The organism is Halothece sp. PCC 7418, assembly GCF_000317635.1.
Classification (GTDB): Bacteria; Cyanobacteriota; Cyanobacteriia; order Cyanobacteriales; family Rubidibacteraceae; genus Halothece.
In genome coordinates, this window is sequence record NC_019779.1 from 1020730 (window position 1) to 1039069 (window position 18340).

Annotated in this window: 19 protein-coding genes; 9 read left to right on the forward strand and 10 right to left on the reverse strand. The window is 41.6% G+C overall.

The features are described 5' to 3' along the window. Nucleotides 1–58: 58 nt before the first annotated feature. Nucleotides 59–793 carry a hypothetical protein gene (locus PCC7418_RS04710; protein WP_015225026.1) on the reverse strand — a complete coding sequence of 245 codons (735 nt, stop codon included), beginning with the start codon at nucleotides 791–793 and terminating at the stop codon, nucleotides 59–61. A 203-nt stretch (nucleotides 794–996) separates the two neighbouring features. Here PCC7418_RS04710 and PCC7418_RS04715 point away from each other — a divergent pair, with 203 nt between their 5' ends. Then, entirely contained in the window at nucleotides 997–2208 is a 1212-nt protein-coding gene (locus PCC7418_RS04715) for a sensor histidine kinase (RefSeq protein WP_015225027.1), read from the forward strand. Further along, nucleotides 2205–2849, forward strand: coding sequence for a response regulator transcription factor (locus PCC7418_RS04720; RefSeq protein ID WP_015225028.1), 645 nt, complete (start codon nucleotides 2205–2207; stop codon nucleotides 2847–2849). The genes PCC7418_RS04715 and PCC7418_RS04720 overlap by 4 nt, the downstream gene beginning before the upstream one ends. Here the strand turns inward: PCC7418_RS04720 and PCC7418_RS04725 are convergent. Continuing rightward, nucleotides 2846–3559, reverse strand: coding sequence for a precorrin-2 C(20)-methyltransferase (locus tag PCC7418_RS04725; protein WP_015225029.1), 714 nt, complete (start codon nucleotides 3557–3559; stop codon nucleotides 2846–2848). The genes PCC7418_RS04720 and PCC7418_RS04725 overlap by 4 nt on opposite strands. Before the next feature lie 67 nt (nucleotides 3560–3626). After that, the gene (locus PCC7418_RS04730) at nucleotides 3627–4310 is read right to left on the reverse strand and encodes a hypothetical protein (protein ID WP_015225030.1); all 684 of its coding nucleotides are present in this window, start codon (nucleotides 4308–4310) and stop codon (nucleotides 3627–3629) included. A 102-nt stretch (nucleotides 4311–4412) separates the two neighbouring features. Here PCC7418_RS04730 and PCC7418_RS04735 point away from each other — a divergent pair, with 102 nt between their 5' ends. After that, entirely contained in the window at nucleotides 4413–4844 is a 432-nt protein-coding gene (locus PCC7418_RS04735; RefSeq protein ID WP_041596147.1) for a hypothetical protein, read from the forward strand. Between the two features lie 112 nt (nucleotides 4845–4956). Continuing rightward, nucleotides 4957–6483, forward strand: coding sequence for a SagB/ThcOx family dehydrogenase (locus PCC7418_RS04740; RefSeq protein ID WP_015225032.1), 1527 nt, complete (start codon nucleotides 4957–4959; stop codon nucleotides 6481–6483). A 65-nt stretch (nucleotides 6484–6548) separates the two neighbouring features. On the opposite strand, the gene PCC7418_RS04745 is transcribed toward PCC7418_RS04740, so the two are convergent. Both PCC7418_RS04745 and PCC7418_RS04750 read right to left on the reverse strand, forming a co-directional pair. After that, a complete protein-coding gene (locus tag PCC7418_RS04745; protein WP_015225033.1) occupies nucleotides 6549–7157 on the reverse strand; it encodes a flavin prenyltransferase UbiX in 609 nt (202 codons plus the stop codon). Nucleotides 7158–7286: 129 nt separating this feature from the next. Further along, the gene (locus tag PCC7418_RS04750) at nucleotides 7287–9554 is read right to left on the reverse strand and encodes a ribonuclease R family protein (RefSeq protein WP_015225034.1); all 2268 of its coding nucleotides are present in this window, start codon (nucleotides 9552–9554) and stop codon (nucleotides 7287–7289) included. Between the two features lie 348 nt (nucleotides 9555–9902). On the opposite strand from PCC7418_RS04750, the gene PCC7418_RS04755 reads away from it, so the two are divergent. After that, the gene (locus PCC7418_RS04755) at nucleotides 9903–10667 is read left to right on the forward strand and encodes a hypothetical protein (protein WP_396275485.1); all 765 of its coding nucleotides are present in this window, start codon (nucleotides 9903–9905) and stop codon (nucleotides 10665–10667) included. Between the two features lie 42 nt (nucleotides 10668–10709). Here PCC7418_RS04755 and clpP read toward each other — a convergent pair whose 3' ends face one another. From clpP to PCC7418_RS04770, 4 genes are all read right to left on the reverse strand, one after another. Continuing rightward, complete coding sequence (gene clpP, locus PCC7418_RS04760) at nucleotides 10710–11309, reverse strand: ATP-dependent Clp endopeptidase proteolytic subunit ClpP (RefSeq protein ID WP_015225036.1); 600 nt, start codon at nucleotides 11307–11309, stop codon at nucleotides 10710–10712. A gap of 157 nt (nucleotides 11310–11466) precedes the next feature. After that, on the reverse strand, nucleotides 11467–11637 hold the full coding sequence (locus PCC7418_RS20425; protein WP_015225037.1) for a hypothetical protein: 171 nt from the start codon (nucleotides 11635–11637) through the stop codon (nucleotides 11467–11469). Between the two features lie 94 nt (nucleotides 11638–11731). Beyond that, entirely contained in the window at nucleotides 11732–12175 is a 444-nt protein-coding gene (locus tag PCC7418_RS04765; protein ID WP_015225038.1) for a molybdenum cofactor biosynthesis protein MoaE, read from the reverse strand. 157 nt (nucleotides 12176–12332) lie between these two features. After that, entirely contained in the window at nucleotides 12333–13448 is a 1116-nt protein-coding gene (locus PCC7418_RS04770; RefSeq protein WP_015225039.1) for an ABC transporter ATP-binding protein, read from the reverse strand. 135 nt (nucleotides 13449–13583) lie between these two features. Between PCC7418_RS04770 and fabG the strand changes: the two genes are divergently transcribed. After that, the gene (gene fabG / locus PCC7418_RS04775) at nucleotides 13584–14282 is read left to right on the forward strand and encodes a 3-oxoacyl-ACP reductase FabG (RefSeq protein WP_015225040.1); all 699 of its coding nucleotides are present in this window, start codon (nucleotides 13584–13586) and stop codon (nucleotides 14280–14282) included. A 140-nt stretch (nucleotides 14283–14422) separates the two neighbouring features. On the opposite strand, the gene apcB is transcribed toward fabG, so the two are convergent. Then, entirely contained in the window at nucleotides 14423–14932 is a 510-nt protein-coding gene (gene apcB, locus PCC7418_RS04780) for an allophycocyanin subunit beta (protein WP_015225041.1), read from the reverse strand. Between the two features lie 284 nt (nucleotides 14933–15216). Here apcB and PCC7418_RS04785 point away from each other — a divergent pair, with 284 nt between their 5' ends. The 3 genes from PCC7418_RS04785 to PCC7418_RS04795 all read left to right on the forward strand — a co-directional run bounded on the left by PCC7418_RS04785 (nucleotide 15217) and on the right by PCC7418_RS04795 (nucleotide 17884). Continuing rightward, complete coding sequence (locus PCC7418_RS04785; RefSeq protein WP_015225042.1) at nucleotides 15217–16131, forward strand: DNA adenine methylase; 915 nt, start codon at nucleotides 15217–15219, stop codon at nucleotides 16129–16131. Nucleotides 16132–16182: 51 nt separating this feature from the next. Next, on the forward strand, nucleotides 16183–16977 hold the full coding sequence (locus PCC7418_RS04790) for a nucleotidyltransferase family protein (RefSeq protein WP_015225043.1): 795 nt from the start codon (nucleotides 16183–16185) through the stop codon (nucleotides 16975–16977). Between the two features lie 142 nt (nucleotides 16978–17119). Continuing rightward, entirely contained in the window at nucleotides 17120–17884 is a 765-nt protein-coding gene (locus PCC7418_RS04795) for a PRC-barrel domain-containing protein (protein ID WP_015225044.1), read from the forward strand. Nucleotides 17885–18340: the final 456 nt, after the last annotated feature.

The window sequence follows — 18340 nt, forward strand, 5'->3', positions numbered from 1 at the left end:
AATGAAATGATCCTGTCTGCATAAGGGGGGTATGCAGCAGACTTGATTAGATTTCATATTAGCTGAATTCGGAAGCCACGTTAAACTCAGTCTCAGTTAAATTGGCTAAATTAACATTTTGAAGACTATCAATATCTGCATCGTTAAGAAAATCACTGAAGTTATTGACAACTTGAGAAAATTGATAATCAGCTAAGTTAAATTCAGCAGCAACTTCTGAAAAAGAGGTTTCAATCAACCCTTCTCCACGACTAAAAATAATTTCTTCATCATTAATACCAATGGTTGTCGTGCCATCATATCCTGTTTCTGGGTCATAACTCCCTGTTCCTTCTATGTTGAACTCCATTGTCATTCCAGTTGGAGAGGTAAACAAACGAGTTCCGCCATAACTAATATTTCCTTCGCCATCGGTTTCAACACTTAATTCTCCACTCGCATTGCTTCCATTATCTCTTTCCAAAGCACTATTGCGAGTGAAGTTATAGCCTGCTTCTGGCGTATAGCTGCTGTTAATAGAAAACTCACGAGTGACATTGTCATTAATTGGTAGTTCTTCTGGGATATCAATGGGAATTTCTTGACTCCATCGCCCACTACTAACGGTTAGCACGCCATCAGCATAATCAACATTATAAGTTTGATCGGCAACAGTAATCGTTGCGGTTGCTTCATATCCAGTTTCCGTATCATAACTTCGATTGCTGGAAAAACTTTCGATGTCTTGAGAATCAAAATCTTCTAATGCAGAAACAATGCTGTTGAATGATTCGCTATTAAGTTGCTTGAGCATTTCTCATGACCTCCACTAACAGATAAATTTGGATTGACATATTTATCCTAGAAAAGGCTTAGAATTAGTGCATGAGGAAAAAGTCATGAGTTAAGAAATGACTTTAGTCATGTTTCAAATCTGTTTTATTTGTAGTATATTAAATCAGTTAAGTCTCTTGATTATTAGAGGACTCTGATCAGGTTGTAAAGCCTCAAAGAGAGATGAATCATCTAATCACTATTAAAACTCACCCTTTTCGTTTTTTACTCTATTTAGAGTGGATATTATTTGGTATATCTTTGATTGGAGAAATCCTGATTCCACCACCACTGCTAGCAGTACAAGTGCAACAATTTAAGGGACTTATCTTTCTGGTTTTAGTCATTTTATGTGGATTAGGATTAAAATTACCGAAACGTAACTCCAATTATAAATTACTCTATATTTTATTTAACTTATTTTTAGCGATACTGGTCGTTTTTCTGGGAGGAAGTGGTCGCACCCTCCCTTTTTTATATTTAATCGTTTTAATTCGAGCTTGCTTAATCTATCCTCCCCAGAAACAAGTTTTAATTACTGTCCTCACAGTGCTCTCGTTTTTATTTACCCTCTCTTATCGGCTAAGACAAATTGAAGTTAGACCCGAGGTTAGACAACAGATTCAATTATTATTGCCCAGCTTTATTTTATTATTCTGTCTGAGTCTGCTTTTTGTTTTGATTTTAATTAATACACTTTTAGCAGAACGAGAGAGTCGAAGTCAACTCGCGATCGCGCATAAAAAACTTCGTCAATACGCCTTAAAAATTGAAGATCAAGCAACCTTACAAGAAAGAAATCGCATTGCTCGTGAAATTCATGATAGCTTAGGTCATATTTTAACGGCTCTCAATTTGCAGCTAGAAGGAGGATTAAAGTTATGGGAAACTCAACCGCAAAAAGCCTATTCTTTTATTCAAAAAGCAAAAGAATTAGGCTCACAAGGATTACAAGAAGTGCGCCAGTCTGTTTCTAGCCTACGCCGTGATCCGTTAGGAGGAAAAAGTTTAGCTGAGGCGATACAATTCTCTTTACAAGAGTTAGAAAAAACGACAGGAATTTATACAAACTGTGACCTCAAAAATTGTACTTTTCTTTCCACAGAAATATCACGAGTGGTTTATCGTTTAGTTCAAGAAGCCTTAACCAATATTACAAAACACGCTTGCGCTAGTCAGATTTGGGTTAGCTTAGAAATTGAAAGGACAGAAGCTATTTTAATGATTAGTGATGATGGAAAAGGATTTGAATATACACAAAATACAACTGGGTTTGGGTTACAGGGAATGAAAGAAAGAACCCTCAGTTTAGGAGGACAATTTAAAATTACCAGTGAACTGGGAAAAGGATGCACGATTGAAATTATATTTCCAGTGGAGGATGAAAGAGTATGATTCGGGTTTTATTAGCAGATGATCAAAGTTTAGTCACTGAAGGGTTAAAGGCGTTACTTTCTTTAGAAGATGACCTCGAAATTGTTGGTGAAGCCAGAAATGGACAAGAAGTTTTACAACAAATTGAACCCTTAAAACCTGATATTATTTTAATGGATATCCGAATGCCAATTATGGATGGTGTCGCGACAACAAAGCAACTTTCTGAGCATTTTCCTAATGTGAAAGTGTTAGTTTTAACCACATTTGATGAGGATGATTACGTAATTCAAGCGTTACGATTTGGCGCAAAAGGGTATTTACTCAAAGATACCCCAACGGAAGAATTAGCGCGAGTAATTCGTGCAGTGAATGAAGGTTACAGTCAGTTGAGTCCAGGAATTTTGCAAAAATTAATGTCAAAAGTAAAACCGCAACCATCTCGCGAATATCATCAGGGATGGGAAGAGTTAACCGCAAGAGAAAAAGAAGTGTTAAAGTTAATTGCAACGGGTGCAAGTAACGCTGAAATTGCAGAACATCTCTATCTTTCTTTAGGAACTGTTAAAAATCATGTGACGCATATTTTAAGGCGTTTAGATCTGCGCGATCGAACGCAAGCTGCACTTTTGGCGCAGTCTTATTTTGAATTAGAAAACTAATTCCAACTCGTAGAAACCTTAATAATCATCACTGAAAAATAAGATAATTTCAAATCAGCTTGTTCTTTTAAATCTTTATAAACCACTTGTTCTGGCATTGTCGCCCGTTCGATAATATAACTGTGATCGAGTAAGTTTTTAGTTTGTAACAGTTCCCAAATCTGAGAATAGAGAGAACTAAACTTCATCAACACCACCACTTCTGCAACTTGAAACGCTTTTTCCAGTTCTTCAAGATGATAAAGTGTTGGTAGAATTATTAAACGCTGCGATCGCGCGGTTAAAGGAATCCCCAACTCTGAAGCCACCGCCATCGGCGAACAAACCCCTGGTATGGTTTCCACACCAATGGTAGGATCAAGTTTTTGTACCATTTGCGCCAAATAGGTGAAGGTACTATAAAAACTAATATCCCCTTCACACGCAAACGTCACATCTTCTCCCTTTTGCAAATAAGGTAAAACCGTTTGCGCTGCAACGTTCCAAGCCTCCGTTAATTCCTGATCATCTTGGATGTATGGAAACTTCAACGGTAACAACATCTGATGCGATTGTAGCCACGGAGAAATGATCCGTTGTGCAATTCCCGACTTTCCGTTGATTCCCTCTGGAAACGCCACAATATCCGCTTCCTGGAGACACTTCAAACCCTTAACCGTAATTAATTCTGGATCGCCTGTTCCGACGCTAACGCCATAAAGTTTAGCCACGTGCTATTTTTTTACCTATTCACTAACCTTAATTAGTCTATCAAACACGAGCTAGAAAAACAGAGGATTAATTTTGACGAACCTTTAAGAGTTGATTCCCCCCACGCTGAAACTCATAGATTGTGTTTTCAATTTCGGTTTGATATCCTTGTTTAGAAAGTTCTGATAACACTGCATCTAAATGTCGGGATTGATGACTGGTAAAATTTTCAACTAAGGGGAAAATCCGAACTTCTTTGGCAACGCGGGATAAATCAAAAATAGATTGCAAATGAAACGCTAGAGAAAATTGTTCTGAATAAGTAAAGAGTAAATGCGACGAAACTGCTAAATCAAACGTTTCGTCAGAAAAGGGTAATTCTGGAAAGCCCACTTCCCGATAACGTCCTTCTGCTTTTCCAGTTGAGAAATCTGCTAAAAACGTATTCATTGCGGATAAACGATCTGCCCCTAGAGCTTCTGGTGTTGGATTTTTTTTCCAGACAAATTGGTCAATATTTTTATATAAACCATCAATAATAATCGGGTAAGTTTGATCAATTCGTTGTTGAATTTGTTCAGGGGTAAACTGATAAATTGGATCGCAAGAAATAACGGTTTTTCCTTGTTGTTTCATGACTGCATTAAAACTGGCGGGTCCCCCAGCGCAATCAAGAATTGATAATTCTAAATCCGAAGGTGTGAGATTAAACATCTCGATATAGTCTTGAAAAGAACGCCCCCAAGGAACGACATTTTGCAGTTGAAACATTCTTCTTTTTTCTCAGTCATGATCAAATAAAAGCCTTAACATATCCTAACCGATCAAAAACCAATGAATCGTTACCTCTCAATAATCTTGCTAGCAGGAGTTATGTTAACCAGTTGTAGCCCTGATACAACTCCCTCCGAAAATAGTAATCCCTATTCTGAATGTGATAACAGCATTGATTCTCAAAATCGCAGTGATTACCAAGCGATTTCTGTAGCAGACATCACCAAAAATAATCCGAATCTGAATCAAACCATTGTTGAAGATCCGAAAGCCACTGTGTTAGAAGCGTTTGGCTTTTCTGAGTTACAAGAATCTCAAAAACAAGAAATTAATGTCAGTTGTCCAGACGCTGATCAAGTCATCGTGACCCTAACTAAAACGGGATTATTGGATGATTCGGTTGCGGGGGTGCGCGATCGCGCTGAGTTTACCCCGCATCCTCAAGGATGGGAACTGATTTGGCTGGGAAGACAGCAAAAATGTTATCCCGAACGGGGAAACACAGAGTGGTCAACAGAACTTTGTCTTTAAAGCGCGATCAGCTAACTCTCGTCAAGACCTCTTGAGGTGGCTGCAACAAAATTAGCGAAACAGTGCAACAGACATCTTATAATTTTTCATAGGCGTTAACCTCTCTAAACTGATGTCTGAATGGCAACCGACCCTCGCCCAACACTACCACGAACGCACGAAATACGACCCAGACACGATAGCTAAAAAAGCTCGTTCTCTCAATTGGGATCAACAACCCATTCCTTACAAAGACTATAAACTGGGGACAACATACGACTTAAAACCTTATCTCAATGATCCCCCGAAAGCAGAAGAAAACTGGGAAAAATGGCAGCGACTTTCCCGATTTTTACTCCTCTCCTATGGTGTAACAGCCAGACTAGAAACGCCTTCAGGGGATAAAATTTTACTCCGTGCTGCACCTTCAGCAGGAGGACTCTATCCAGCAGAAGTTTATTTAATTGTGAGAGGGTTAGCCTTTTTACCACCTGGTTTATATAACTATCAGTGTCAAACCCATTCTCTCGTTCATTTTTGGGAAGACTCCGTTTGGTCAGATTTACAATCAGCTTGTTTTTGGCATTCAACATTAGAAAATACAGAACTCGCCCTTGCAGTTTCCTCCGTATTTTATCGTTCCGCTTGGCGGTATGAAGATCGCGCGTATCGACGGATTTTTCTTGATACTGGACATTTATTAGGTAACTTTGAATTAGCTGGAAGTTTGTGTGATTATCGCCCTCATCTCATTGGTGGGTTTAATGATGATGGGATGAATGAACTTCTTTATCTGAATCCTCAAGAAGAAGGGGTGATAACTGTTGCAGCACTAGCTGATTTATTAGAAATTAAACAAAATTTATCTCCCACGACAACCGCTTTACCTTCTCCTGCTAATCGTAGCTTTCCACCGAATATTCCTGATGGGGAATTACTCCCTTATCTTCATGAACTGACTAAAATTGAAACTGAACCGAAAGCAGTTACAAAAGGAATTAAAGACAGCGAGAAAGAAGACAAATATAACTTTCCATTTTGCCTCAAAGTTTCCACAACAAGTCAACCGATTGCGTGGGGAGACAGTTTAGAAGGATTACAAGAAACAATTATCAAGCGTCGTTCTACTCGCGGTTTTAATGGACAGGAAATTACTTTAGATGAACTCAAACAACTCCTCAGTTTTACTTATCAAAGCCAAGACTATTGGCTACAGGGTTTAGATGCAAATCCAGACTTCTTTGATTTAAACTTAATTTCCACATTTGTTGCTGTTTCTGGTGTAACTGACCTCGAAGAAGGCTGTTATTACTACGCGCCAAAGACCCAAGAATTAAGGCAAATTCGGTTTAAAAACTTCCGTCGGGAATTGCATTATTTATGCTTAGGACAAGATTTAGGACGGGATGCGTCCGCTATTATGTTTCATACGGCTGATTTAAAACAAGCCATTCAATTATACGGCGATCGCGCTTATCGTTATCTCCATTTAGATGCTGGACATCTGGGACAACGCCTCAATTTAGCAGCAATTTATTTAAAACTTGGGGTAAGTGGAATTGCAGGCTTTTTTGATAACCAAGTCAATGAAGTGTTAGGGATTCCCGAAGACGAAGCCGTCCTTTATATTACAACCCTTGGTCGTCCTCGCCGAGGTTAATAGCGCAGCTTCTCCCACTCAGGAGATGATGTCTTACCCAGCTTTCAGTTGGATATTCAGTAGGTTTAATGTCCTTCCCAACGTTTAAGAGGAACACAAGGAATATCAAATTGGTCGAGACTGCGAGCAACAACAAAATCCACTAAATCTTCAATGGTTTCGGGGTTATGATACCAAGCTGGAATCGCTGGGACAATTTTTGCCCCCGCTTCTGCTAAAGCAGTGAGATTCCGCAGATGAATGAGGCTAAACGGCGTTTCTCTCGGAACAACGACTAATTTTCTTCCTTCTTTCAGTTGCACATCCGCTGCCCGTTCCAATAAGTCAGAACTTAACCCCTGCGCCATCTTTGCCACTGTACTCATACTACAAGGAATGACGAGCATTCCTAAAGTGCGATAAGAACCACTGGCAATAGTTGCCCCCACATCTCCCCAACGGTGACAGCGTAGTTTTCCGCCTTGGGGTTGTTCCGCTTGTTCTCGCCAGAATTGTTCTTGCTGATCTGGTTCTACGGGCATTTTAACTTGATTTTCGGCTTGCCAAACCATGAAACTAGCCTTGGAAGCAACGACATCAATGGTATAGTCTGCAGCTAATAAATATTTGAGGGTACGCACAGCGTAAATTAAGCCGGAAGCGCCACTAATTCCGACAGTCAGCGGTAAATTCATTATTGGTTATGTGTTCTTGGTTCTTGGCAAAATCGGGAAAAGGGAACAGGCAATTGCAGCCAATTCCCCTTATTTCCCTTCCTTATTAATTGTTAACCATTCATTATGGTTTTTCCCTCTCCCGCACGATTAATTATCAAAGTCTTCATCCGTTGCAGGAGTTGCGCCGGAAACGGTGACTAGATCAATTTGCTGACGATAATAGTCAACACTTTTCACTTGCACTTTCACTCGCGAACCCAAACGATAAGCAATGCGGTTTTTGCGACCCACTAAACAAGCATGACGGGCGCGATATTCATACCAGTCATCTTTAAGGGAACTGACATGAACTAAGCCTTCCACGAGTAAGTCTTCAATTTCCACAAAGAAACCATAAGATTGAACACCTGTAATTAAGCCTGAGAAAACCTCTCCCGTCCGTTCTTTCATTTTCTCGGCTTTTTTGAGTCCTTTGAGGTCATTTTCAGCATCTTCCACCATTTTGTCTCGTTCATTGAGATGGTGAATGAAACTGGCAATTTGTTCTTCGTACTCCGTTGCCATCGCGGGCGGAAGAACTTTCCAGTTGATTTTACCGTGACTGCCAGGACCGTGCAGATCCACGCCTTCTTTGGCCCGACTGTGTCGCCGATCGCGCCCCTCTTGAAAAACAGACTTTAAGATCCGTTGCACCCACAAATCAGCATAGCGTTGTCCTGGAGAAATACAAGGACTGTAAGCCGTGCTTTCGGCTAGTCCAAAGTGCTCACCCGGTTTCGTGCTATATTTTGCTAATTTCAGGGTTGATTTCAAGAAAAACATCAACACGCGAGCGGCGCTAGATTTAGAAATTTGACGGCTGAAGTTCTGATAATCTTGCGGACGCAACTCATCCTCATTTTCCAATTCCAGTTGCAGTTCTAAGTTATTCCCCAATTTCATCAAGTCTTCAATTTCCGTATAATCAGAAATCTGTTGAATGCGATAAATGGCAGGGACTCCAAGGGCTTGTAAGTGCCCTCCCACAACTTGTCCAGGGAGAATCATTAACTCAGTCAGTAAAGAGCGCACTGGTAGGGAAGAATCCACCACAACAGCCCCTAAGCGTCCTTCATCTTTAAATCCGCTCTGGGCTTCGGGGAGTTCAATATCAAACCCGCCTCGTTGCAGCCGTTGTGCTTTGACCAAGGGACTCAGGGTGAAAAAGAGTTCATGGAGCATTTCTACCGCAGATTTCAGTTCTGGCGCAACCTCTTCCTTACCCCCTAATAAGGATTGCGCTTCTTGATAACTAAAGTGTTGATCGACCCGAATCACACTTTCATCAATAGAAAAATCTTGAATCTCACCCATTTGATCCACAGTTAGCACTACGCTGACTGCAAGCCGATCTTCTCCAGGAATCAAGGATGCACACTGCTGGACTTCTGGCGGTAACAGAGGAATCACTAAATCTCTTAAAAAGACTGCGGTTCCCCGTTGTTTCGCTGCATTATCTAAAGCCGAGTCGGAAGAGACATAATGGGCGACATCGGCAAGATGAATCCCTAAACGCCAGTTCCCACCATTAGTTTTATCTAAAGTAAGAGCATTTTCCACAAAAGGAGGCTTCTCTTGTGTTTGTGGTGTTTCGTCCAGAGAAATCGTCAGCAGATCTCGATAATCTTGTCTGTTGGCAAGAGCTTTTTCATCAAAGGTTGGAGTCAGGGCTTCGGCTTCGGCTAAAGCGTGTTGAGAGAAAGTTCTCGGTAAGTCATGTTTACAACAGACAATATCTGTATCTGCTGCTTCTTCCGCGTCACTTCCCAGCACTTTTGTCACTCGACCCAGAGGAGGATGATCCCCGAGAGGATAGCGCAAAACTTCCACATGAACCAAATGATCCACTGCTTCTTTTAAGTCCGCACCATCGGGACTGAGATTGAGTTCAAACAATAGGCGATCATCAAGGGGGACAGCGTGATACTCTTGCTTGTTGTCGTCTTCTACTTCTCGAACTTGGGCGAGAAGGGAAGGGTTGGCGCGATCAAGGATCACTTGTACCTCTCCTTCAGGAGAACGACGGCGACTGGCTTCTTTAATCACCTTTACTAAAACGCGATCGCCGTTCCAAGCACTGCCTAAATGAGATTCGCGGACATAGATATCATCCGTCCCTTCTTGGTCTTGAATGGCAAAACAAAATCCCTTACTGGAACAACGGAGTTTTGCTTCTACCACATCCTCTTGGGGAGGACGGCGATATTTTCCTCTTTCTTTGACAATAACGCCGATGCGTTCTAAAGCATCCAGAGCAACTTGTAATTGTTGGATACTGTATTCATCTTGAAGGTTGAGCTTTTTTTCGAGAACTTTTGGGGCAACCAGTTTATTATCACTTAAATGAGACAGGATTGTAGCGATTGAAAATTCCATCTGATATTAGTATCTTATCGGGTTCACTTACACAGAATGTGCAGACTTTAAAAACACTACTGCTGGCGTGTTATTCGTTGAACGATGAAACCACTATAGCTAATGTTTAGAGAACAGCAAGCCAATCAATTGCTGATGTCTTCGGAGCGCATCAATGGGCTTTGCTTGCAATAGCATCTTCATTCGATAACGATTAAACTACAGAAGTAGTGCTATCTTTATCTATTCTATCTGGTTTTGGACTTGAGTCCGAAATGAGTCTGATCATAGTTGCCATCTTTCTTCCTAAATTGATTTTTAACTGTGCTCAGACCACAGAGCAAGAACCAGTCATGAATTACAATTATCATTATGCTTGAGCAATTTCGCACTCATTTTCCCCAAGGAAGTCTTATTAGCGAATTAATTCAAATTGACCACGGAAAATATATTGTTCGCGCTAGTGTCCAAAATGAAGGGTTGACCCTTGCGACTGGACTCGCTGCTGCTGATACAGTTGAACAAGCCGAAGATAAAGCTCGCGATCGCGCTTTAGCTGTTTTAAATCTTTCTCTTTCTCCTTCTTCGTCCCCTTCTGTTGTCACCTCAACACCAGAACAAGCGGAAAAAACTGTTGCTTCCTCCCCTCAAAAAGACTTTGATACTCCTACGACTCAAACTTTCATCTCACAAGCGAGCGAAGTTAGTTTCACTGAAAACCAATCACCGTCTTCTCAGGGGTCTCCCACTGCTGTCAATGGTGTTTCCCACACAGAGGAGAGATCTAGTCTGTCCTCCTCTGAGTCTTCTGAATTGGTTCAAGATCTAAACACAGATGTGGAAACTGAACGCAATGACCCTGAAGTGAGCAGTAGAAAGATCGCTTCCACTGAAACCGAAGCAGGGGCGAGTGCATCAAGTCGGGCTGAAGAATTGATTATGGATAGCTCTGATATTATTGCTCGCACGAATGTTGAATTGCGACGACTGAACTGGACAAGCGAACAAGGACGAAAATTCTTAGAAGAGACTTATGGTAAACGATCGCGCTCTCTTCTCTCCGAATCGGAGTTATTAGAATTCCTCCAATATTTAGAAAAACAACCCACGCCCACTGCCCATGGTGACCAGTAACAAGAAACAGGAAACAGATTGGTACTGGTCACAGGTGAAGCGTTAAGACGGTGGGTTACTTGCGGAGGGACGACGTTCAATCACACGGTCAATTAAGCCATATTCCATGGACTCTTGAGGGGACATAAAGAAGTCGCGCTCTGTGTCTTCTGCAATGCGGTCTAAGGGCTGACCCGTATGTTCGGCTAGGTAGTGGTTCAACTGCTGCTTGAGATAGAGAATTTCTTTTGCTTGAATTTCAATATCGGTGGCTTGACCTTGCGCCCCCCCTAAGGGTTGGTGAATCATAATGCGAGAATGGGGAAGACTGAGGCGTTTTCCTTTTTCACCAGCACTGAGGAGAAATGCCCCCATGCTTGCAGCGAGTCCTAAACAGATTGTAGAAACATCAGGACGGATCTGGTTCATGGTATCAAAAATCCCCAGTCCAGCACTCACCGAACCCCCAGGAGAATTGATATAGAGATAAATATCTTTTTCGGGGTCTTCTGCTTCTAAGTAGAGCATTTGCGCCACGATTAGGTTGGCAATTTCATCATCCACCTGTTGTCCTAAAAAGACAATTCTCTCTCTAAGTAAGCGAGAGTAGATATCAAAGGCGCGTTCGCCACGACCCGAGGTTTCAATAACGGTAGGGATCATAGATTTGTTTCTTCAGTTGCTGATTGTCTTCGGTAGGTCAATTGTAACTAAATTCAAGGTTGGTTTGGCTTACTCATGATCTTTTGCTGAATGTGAGGTCAAAGCATTATAGCAATCCCATAAGAATCGCTGCTGCAGAGTTGTCCCGCCCGTTGGATTAATTCTTGGCAAGCCTATCAGTTTCATCAAGAAAAACCCCCAAGGCGAGGGTTGTTACTTCCGCCTTGCCACCGTCAAGGGGCTTCATCGTTTCATCGGTGAGCGGTTCTAAAAACTCTAAATCCACGGTTTCTAGATTCTGATGATCCAGATCAAAAGGATGTTTCATGGAATCCTCCTCTGTTGTTGATTGGTTTATTGGTTACTGTATCGAGGAATTCCCTGAAATAAGTGCCATGATGGCAGATACCTGAAAAGTGAGACTAACAACGCGGACAATCCACCCAGTTCGCTTCAATAGTTCCATCAGGGAGAATACTCGCTTCTTTCTTCCAAATGGGGGCATTATGTTTGAGGGTGTCTATAGCGTACTGACAAGCAGCAAAGGCTTCACTACGATGGGGACATCCCACAGCAACTAAAACGCTAATTTCGCCAATTTTTAGCCGTCCAACGCGATGATGAATCACCACCCGATTCACTGGCGACCATCGTTCCCGAATTTGGGCTGCAATTTGTTTAAATAGCGCGATCGCCATGGGTTCGTAGGCTTGATATTCTAGATAAGCAACGGGTTTTCCATCAGTTTGTTCCCGTACTGTCCCACTCATCAGCGCGATCGCGCCATTGGCTGGATCATCAGCGAGATCGTACACTTCATCAAAGAATAGCGGTGCAAAAGCAATTTGAAAGTGATCTTTTGTCATTGGTCACTGGTCACTGGTCACTGGTCACTGGTCACTGGTCATTGGTCATTGGTCACTGTTCACTGGTCACTGGTCATTGGTCATTGGTCACTGTTCACTGGTCACTGGTCACTGGTCACTGGTCACTGGTCACTGGTCATTAGTCATTAGTCACTGATTACTGATGGGAAATCAACTGCGGTTGCATTTGTCCTTGTTTTCCTGAGGTATGACTCGGAAAGAGATGTAATAAGTCTTCATTCAATTTAACTTGAACGCGGGTTTGGGGGGCTAAGAGTTGTTTTTGGTGGGTTCGCGCTTGTAATTCCATTCCAGAAGGAAGTCGCAGACGGTAGCGATGTTCTCGTCCTAAAAACTCGCGATCGCGCACCATAATCTCAGAATTTTCATCAGGAATCAAGGTGATATCTTCTTGGCGAATCATTAAATCCCCGTGATCCCCTTGTACCTCATCCGACACCTGCGAGGAGTTTAAGGTAAATGTTCCGACTTCAGTTTCCCAACCCTTTCTGGTGCGATTAGCGGGGAGAAAGTTTCCTTGCGTGACAAATTCCGCAACAAACCGAGATGCAGGGTAAGTATAAATGGTTTCTGGCGTGTCATGCTGTTCTAAGTGACCCTGTTGCATCACCGCCACGGAATCAGAAATCGAAAGGGCTTCTTCTTGGTCGTGGGTAACAAATACCGCAGCAATCCCTGAAGCCTTGAGAATATCCCGTAATTCCGTTCGTAAGCGTAAACGGACTTGCACATCTAAATTGCTTAACGGTTCGTCTAAAAGCACTAAATTCGGGCGTGGGGCTAACGCACGGGCGAGGGCGACTCGTTGTTGTTGTCCCCCTGAGAGTTCGTGAGGATACCGTTGGTCTAAGCCTTCTAACCCCACTAAGGCTAAAGCAGATTGCACTTGCTTTTTCATTTCCATCCCACTGCTGCGATGTTGTTTTAAGCCAAAAGCAATATTTTTCGCAACATTCAGGTGCGGAAACAGCGCGTAATCTTGAAAGACCATCCCCACATCCCGTTTTTCTGGGGGGACATTTGAAGTCGCATCTGCTACCACTTTTTCGGCGATGGTAATTTTCCCTTGAAACGGTTGTTCAAATCCTGCAATCAGTCGTAATAGCGTTGTCTTTCCACACCCAGAAGGACCCAATAAACTCAGCAGATGTCCTTGCGGGACACTGAGGCTAACTTGGTTCACTGCGGGAATGCCTTGACGGGAATAAGTTTTACTAACGCCTTCGAGGTGCAGAATGGGGGATTGTTTCATTAGTTGAGTTTGCGCGATCGATGCTGACTATAACAATTAAAAATACTTTCCCTATGATAAAAGACTTTTTGCAGATTTTTTGCAGTTAAGCCGTTTGTTAAGTTGAGGAAGAAGTAAACAAGGAAGGAATTCAATATGGAAGGAAAACAAGTTCTTCTCACTGGCGGAACTGGCGGTTTAGGTTTAGGCGTTACCCCTGCGGTGGTTAGACGAGGCGCAAAAGTCACCATTCCCTATCGCAGCGAGGCTTCAGTAGAACGTTTGAAGCAAATTTTATCTCCCAGTGAGTTTGAAAGCATTCGCTTTGTCACACTCGATTTAAGTAAAGAGAGCGCCATTTCTCAACTCATCGAAGATATGGGACGAGTGGATGTTCTCATTCACCTTGTCGGTGGTTTTTCCATGGGACAACTGGTTGATTACAGTTATGAGGACTGGAAAAAAGATTTCCAATTAAATCTTGATACAACTTTCCTAGTCTGTAAACATAGCCTCCGCGCGATGATTAACTCAGGTTATGGGCGTATTGTCACTGTTGGCTCAAAAGGGGCGGTACAACCCATGGGCGGACTCGCTTCTTACTGTGCATCGAAAGCGGGGGTTGTGGCGTTAACCCAAGCTATAGCCGAAGAAGTTAAAGACTACGATAATATTACCGCTAATTGTGTTCTTCCTAGTATTATTGATACTCCGACAAACCGTGAAGCCATGGGAAGTGACCAAGCGGATCAATGGGTGAGACCCGAATCTTTAGCAGAAGCCATCTGTTATCTCGCCTCAGAGGGCGCAAGAGAAGTTCGAGGCGCAACCCTTCCCGTTTACGGAAAACTTTAACTTAATTTTGGTTATTTGTTCTTTGTTCTTCGTTCTTTGTTATTTAATAACCAATGACAGATGACTAATGACTAATGACAGTGGTCGGGTGCTCACTCTTTGCGACGTTGAAAGAGATGGGCTTCCCGACCGCCTCCTCGTTAAATATCTTTTTCGCTTAACTCACGGTTCATGTGATCAAAGGGTTTGTCAATGAAGGAAGTATCAAGCATTCCCGCATCTTCCGCCATTTTCTTCACCATTTCTTTCATGATTTCAATTCCGCGAACCGTGGGCGCGATGGGAACGCCAAGCGAATTGTAAGTTTCTCGTAACCCCTGTAAAACTCGCTCATCTAAAACATAAGTATCCCCAGCGACTAACGCATAAGTGGCATAACGGAGATAATAATCCATATCCCGCAAACAGGCGGAATAACGGCGAGTTGTATAAGCATTTCCACTGGGGCGAATTAACTCTGGTTGTTCATCAAAGAGTTGTCTTCCCGCTTCTTTCACGATTGCAGCAGCATTAGAATTAATCAGAGTCGCTGCTTGGACTCGCGCCATCCCGGATGCAAAATAAGACTGAAGCTCATCCATCGCATCACGGTCTAAATAGCGACCGGTTACATCATAATTTTTAATTAGAGTTGTGACTGCATCTCGCATCTTTTATTATCCTCCCAAAGCAACTGATTTTATGATGATCTAAAAAATAAGTTTAGTGTCTTGCTCCCCTGTCATTGCCAGTGAAGCAATTTTGTAATCTTGATTATTCTATCGTTTCCCTGCTCTCATCATCCCCTCTGTTGCAACATTTTCTGAGATCTGGCGTTACAAAACTTAATTATCTCGACCCATTACTCCAAAGACTCAAAGCCTGATGCACTTGATCTTAAACTTGATCGGGGAATAACACTTACCAGTAAGAAGTTACCCAAGAACCAATAATAATGACTAAAAAACAAGCTCAACCTTTTCTGAAGTGGGCTGGGGGAAAAACGCAACTCCTAGCACAAATCGAATCCTTTTTTCCTAAAGAATTACTAATGGGTTCAATGACAAGATACATTGAGCCATTTGTGGGCGGAGGAGCCCTCTTTTTTAAGGTTGCTAATACTTATCCGATTCAAGACTTTATAATCTCTGATATTAATCCTGAGTTAATTCTCGCTTATCAAACGATTCAAAAAGAAGTTGAGGGATTAATTAATCACTTATGGGATAAACAAAAAACCTATCTGGCGTTACCTGGGGAAGAACGAAAAAACTTTTTTTATCAAGTCCGCACTGATTATAATCAACAACGCAATCAAATCAACTTTGATCTTTATACGTCAAACTGGATTGAAAGAACTGCTCAACTGATCTTCCTCAATCGAACCTGTTTTAATGGACTATTTCGAGTGAATTCAAAAGGAGAGTTTAATGTCCCCTTCGGTCGCTATAAAAAGCCTAGAATTTGCGATGCAGATAATCTCAGACAAGTTGCCAAAATTTTAGAGCAAACAGCAATTCATCAAGGAGATTTCACCCAATGCAAAGCATTCGTTGATCAGGCTTCTTTCGTTTATTTCGATCCACCCTATCGACCGATTAGCAAAACATCAAGTTTTAATGCTTATTCTAAGCAAAGTTTCAATAATTCCGAACAGTTAAGGTTGAGAGATTTTTTCCACTTATTGGATCAAAAAGGAGCAAAATTATTATTGAGTAATTCTGATCCCAAAAATGAAGACCCAACAGATGATTTTTTTGAAAATGCTTATTATCCTTATCGAATTGAAAGAGTGGAAGCAGCCCGAAATATTAATAGCAACGCGAGTAAGCGGGGAAAAATAAAGGAATTGGTAATTATAAATTATTAGAACATAAGATTTAAAATATTAATATAGAATGAATTATAAAAATAGTTTGAAATGTCACAAAGATTAAAATCTAGGCAAAAAATAGCATTGGATGTTGCTGAAAAATGTATTAATCTACTCAAACAAGAATACAGAGCAATTGATGTAATTTTATTTGGTTCTCTCCGTGGAGATTCCCCTTGGCATTGGGATTCTGATCTTGATTTAGCGGTAATTGGACTATCACGTCAAGAGATTGATGAAGCCTACGATAAGATAGAGGAGATTACACCGGATTGGTTAAAAGTTGACTTAGTTTCTTTAGAAAATGTTTCCCCAGAAGTCCGTTCCCGAATTTTACAAAAAACGCCAATGCCGAATGATAAATATCTAGCTTTGAAATCTCGAATTGAAGATGAATTGGTTTCTATTGAACGTAACTTAGAGCGGTTGAAATTAGTTTTACAGCCAGCTGAAACAATTCCAGAAGTGGCATTAGTTCCTGCATTATCCAGCTACATTAATGATTTTTATCGAGGATGCGAGAGAATTAGTGAATCTGTTGCTGTGACACTTGATGGCAATTTACCACAAGGGAAAAATTGGCATCAAGCATTATTACGACAAGTTGCGGATGTTGGAGGTGAAGATCGTCCTCCTTTGTGGAGTGGTTCTCTTTTATTGGAATTAGATGAATATCGTAAATTTCGCCACTTAGTGTTACATACCTATAATGTGGAACTCAAAACAGAACGAGTTCAAGAATTAGCCTCTAATTTGGAATCAGTGTTCGAGAAAATTCAACAAGCAATTATAAGTTTTAATGGGTGGCTAGAAGAACAAGCATCAAACGGTAGTAAATCATAAACTTAATCACCCGTTCGGTCATACTAACCTTTGTGGAGGGAATTAACCCATAGCAACTTTCCAAAATTTTTATCTAAGATCAAAGTAGATTGTCTCAATCTAATCACGTTTCATTCTCGCGCATCAGAGGAGGTGTATCGTCATGATTAATGTCATTCGTCGTAGCCAGATGATCGGATTAATGGCAATGGATCGTAGCACCGCAACGGGTTATGGCAAGATTGATGAAGTTTGGGTGGATGACTCTGGTCGTGTTTCTTATTTCAGTAGCGATGAAGGTTATGTTCCGTTAGATGAAGTGGCGGTTGTGGGACCAGATGCGGTTTTAAGCTACTCTTATTTTGGCATGGAAACCCCGAGTGATGTGTTCCGTCAACTGCATCGCACCCCAATCCGAATGTCTCGCACAAGTGATGCAGTGGGTTGGATTGAAGATTTCTTGTTTGATTGGGAAACGGGAGATATTGTGGCTTATATTTTAGGCGGTGAGATTGCGAGTCCATTCGACGATCGCGCGGTCTTATTTCCCGATGATATTGAAGTCATCGACACCGATGCGGTTGTGATTAAAGAAGGGGCAAAAGATCGCCTGAAAAGTGAATCTGAAGGGCTAAAAGGCTTTTTAAGCGAAAAATCCCAACAAGTGAAACATTTTGTCAGACGGATGCGCGATCGCGCTGAATCGCTAATTAAACCTGATGATCAACCAGAAACTGTCCGTATCAAAGTCAAACAAGTAGGGGATGAACTCGCTGCTTCCGGAAAACATGACGACAACGCCATCAAAGAAGCAACTGCTTTTCTGCAAGATAAATGGGATGATTTACAACATCGCGCCAGCAAAGCCGGAAAACGGATGAAAAAAGCACTAGATCAGGCTTGGCATCGTATAAATGAGCCCTTTTAGATTGTATCCTCTTGATTTTTTTGTGAAAGATTTGATAGTTTTACCTTAAGCAAAATCACAGCTTATTCGTTAATTAGAATTGACAATTGGAGAAACTGGAGACATGATCATGCCTCGACAATCAGTCACTCCTACTAATGATCCTTAAGCGGTTCCCTTTCCATGTTAATGATAAAGATCAGGGGTGACCTTTCGGTTATCCTTTTTTTGATTAAAGGTCAGTCGTCTGAGTAGCGCGATCGCGTATTCATCAGATATTAATAAGGCTTCTCTTCTTTTCTTCAGAAAAACTTATATTACAAAACCTTACAAGCCACGAAAAACCAAGGGTTAGAAGGGGCAAATTTGGAATTTGACAATTTCTATGATATTTTGAACATGGGATGGTGGATTGTTGTGACTAAACCTCAAAAAAGAGACTTCTCTCCCCTAATCCATCGTTACTCAGAAAAATAA

Bases quoted from the DNA above. Each gene is read 5' to 3' on its own strand.
- PCC7418_RS04710 (WP_015225026.1), bottom strand. From the start codon at position 793: ATGCTCAAGCAACTTAATAGCGAATCATTCAACAGCATTGTTTCTGCA.
- PCC7418_RS04715 (WP_015225027.1), top strand. From the start codon at position 997: ATGAATCATCTAATCACTATTAAAACTCACCCTTTTCGTTTTTTACTC.
- PCC7418_RS04720 (WP_015225028.1), top strand. From the start codon at position 2,205: ATGATTCGGGTTTTATTAGCAGATGATCAAAGTTTAGTCACTGAAGGG.
- PCC7418_RS04730 (WP_015225030.1), bottom strand. From the start codon at position 4,310: ATGTTTCAACTGCAAAATGTCGTTCCTTGGGGGCGTTCTTTTCAAGAC.
- PCC7418_RS04735 (WP_041596147.1), top strand. From the start codon at position 4,413: ATGTTAACCAGTTGTAGCCCTGATACAACTCCCTCCGAAAATAGTAAT.
- PCC7418_RS04740 (WP_015225032.1), top strand. From the start codon at position 4,957: ATGTCTGAATGGCAACCGACCCTCGCCCAACACTACCACGAACGCACG.
- PCC7418_RS04745 (WP_015225033.1), bottom strand. From the start codon at position 7,157: ATGAATTTACCGCTGACTGTCGGAATTAGTGGCGCTTCCGGCTTAATT.
- PCC7418_RS04750 (WP_015225034.1), bottom strand. From the start codon at position 9,554: ATGGAATTTTCAATCGCTACAATCCTGTCTCATTTAAGTGATAATAAA.
- clpP (WP_015225036.1), bottom strand. From the start codon at position 11,309: ATGATCCCTACCGTTATTGAAACCTCGGGTCGTGGCGAACGCGCCTTT.
- PCC7418_RS20425 (WP_015225037.1), bottom strand. From the start codon at position 11,637: ATGAAACATCCTTTTGATCTGGATCATCAGAATCTAGAAACCGTGGAT.
- PCC7418_RS04765 (WP_015225038.1), bottom strand. From the start codon at position 12,175: ATGACAAAAGATCACTTTCAAATTGCTTTTGCACCGCTATTCTTTGAT.
- PCC7418_RS04770 (WP_015225039.1), bottom strand. From the start codon at position 13,448: ATGAAACAATCCCCCATTCTGCACCTCGAAGGCGTTAGTAAAACTTAT.
- fabG (WP_015225040.1), top strand. From the start codon at position 13,584: ATGGAAGGAAAACAAGTTCTTCTCACTGGCGGAACTGGCGGTTTAGGT.
- apcB (WP_015225041.1), bottom strand. From the start codon at position 14,932: ATGCGAGATGCAGTCACAACTCTAATTAAAAATTATGATGTAACCGGT.
- PCC7418_RS04785 (WP_015225042.1), top strand. From the start codon at position 15,217: ATGACTAAAAAACAAGCTCAACCTTTTCTGAAGTGGGCTGGGGGAAAA.
- PCC7418_RS04790 (WP_015225043.1), top strand. From the start codon at position 16,183: ATGTCACAAAGATTAAAATCTAGGCAAAAAATAGCATTGGATGTTGCT.
- PCC7418_RS04795 (WP_015225044.1), top strand. From the start codon at position 17,120: ATGATTAATGTCATTCGTCGTAGCCAGATGATCGGATTAATGGCAATG.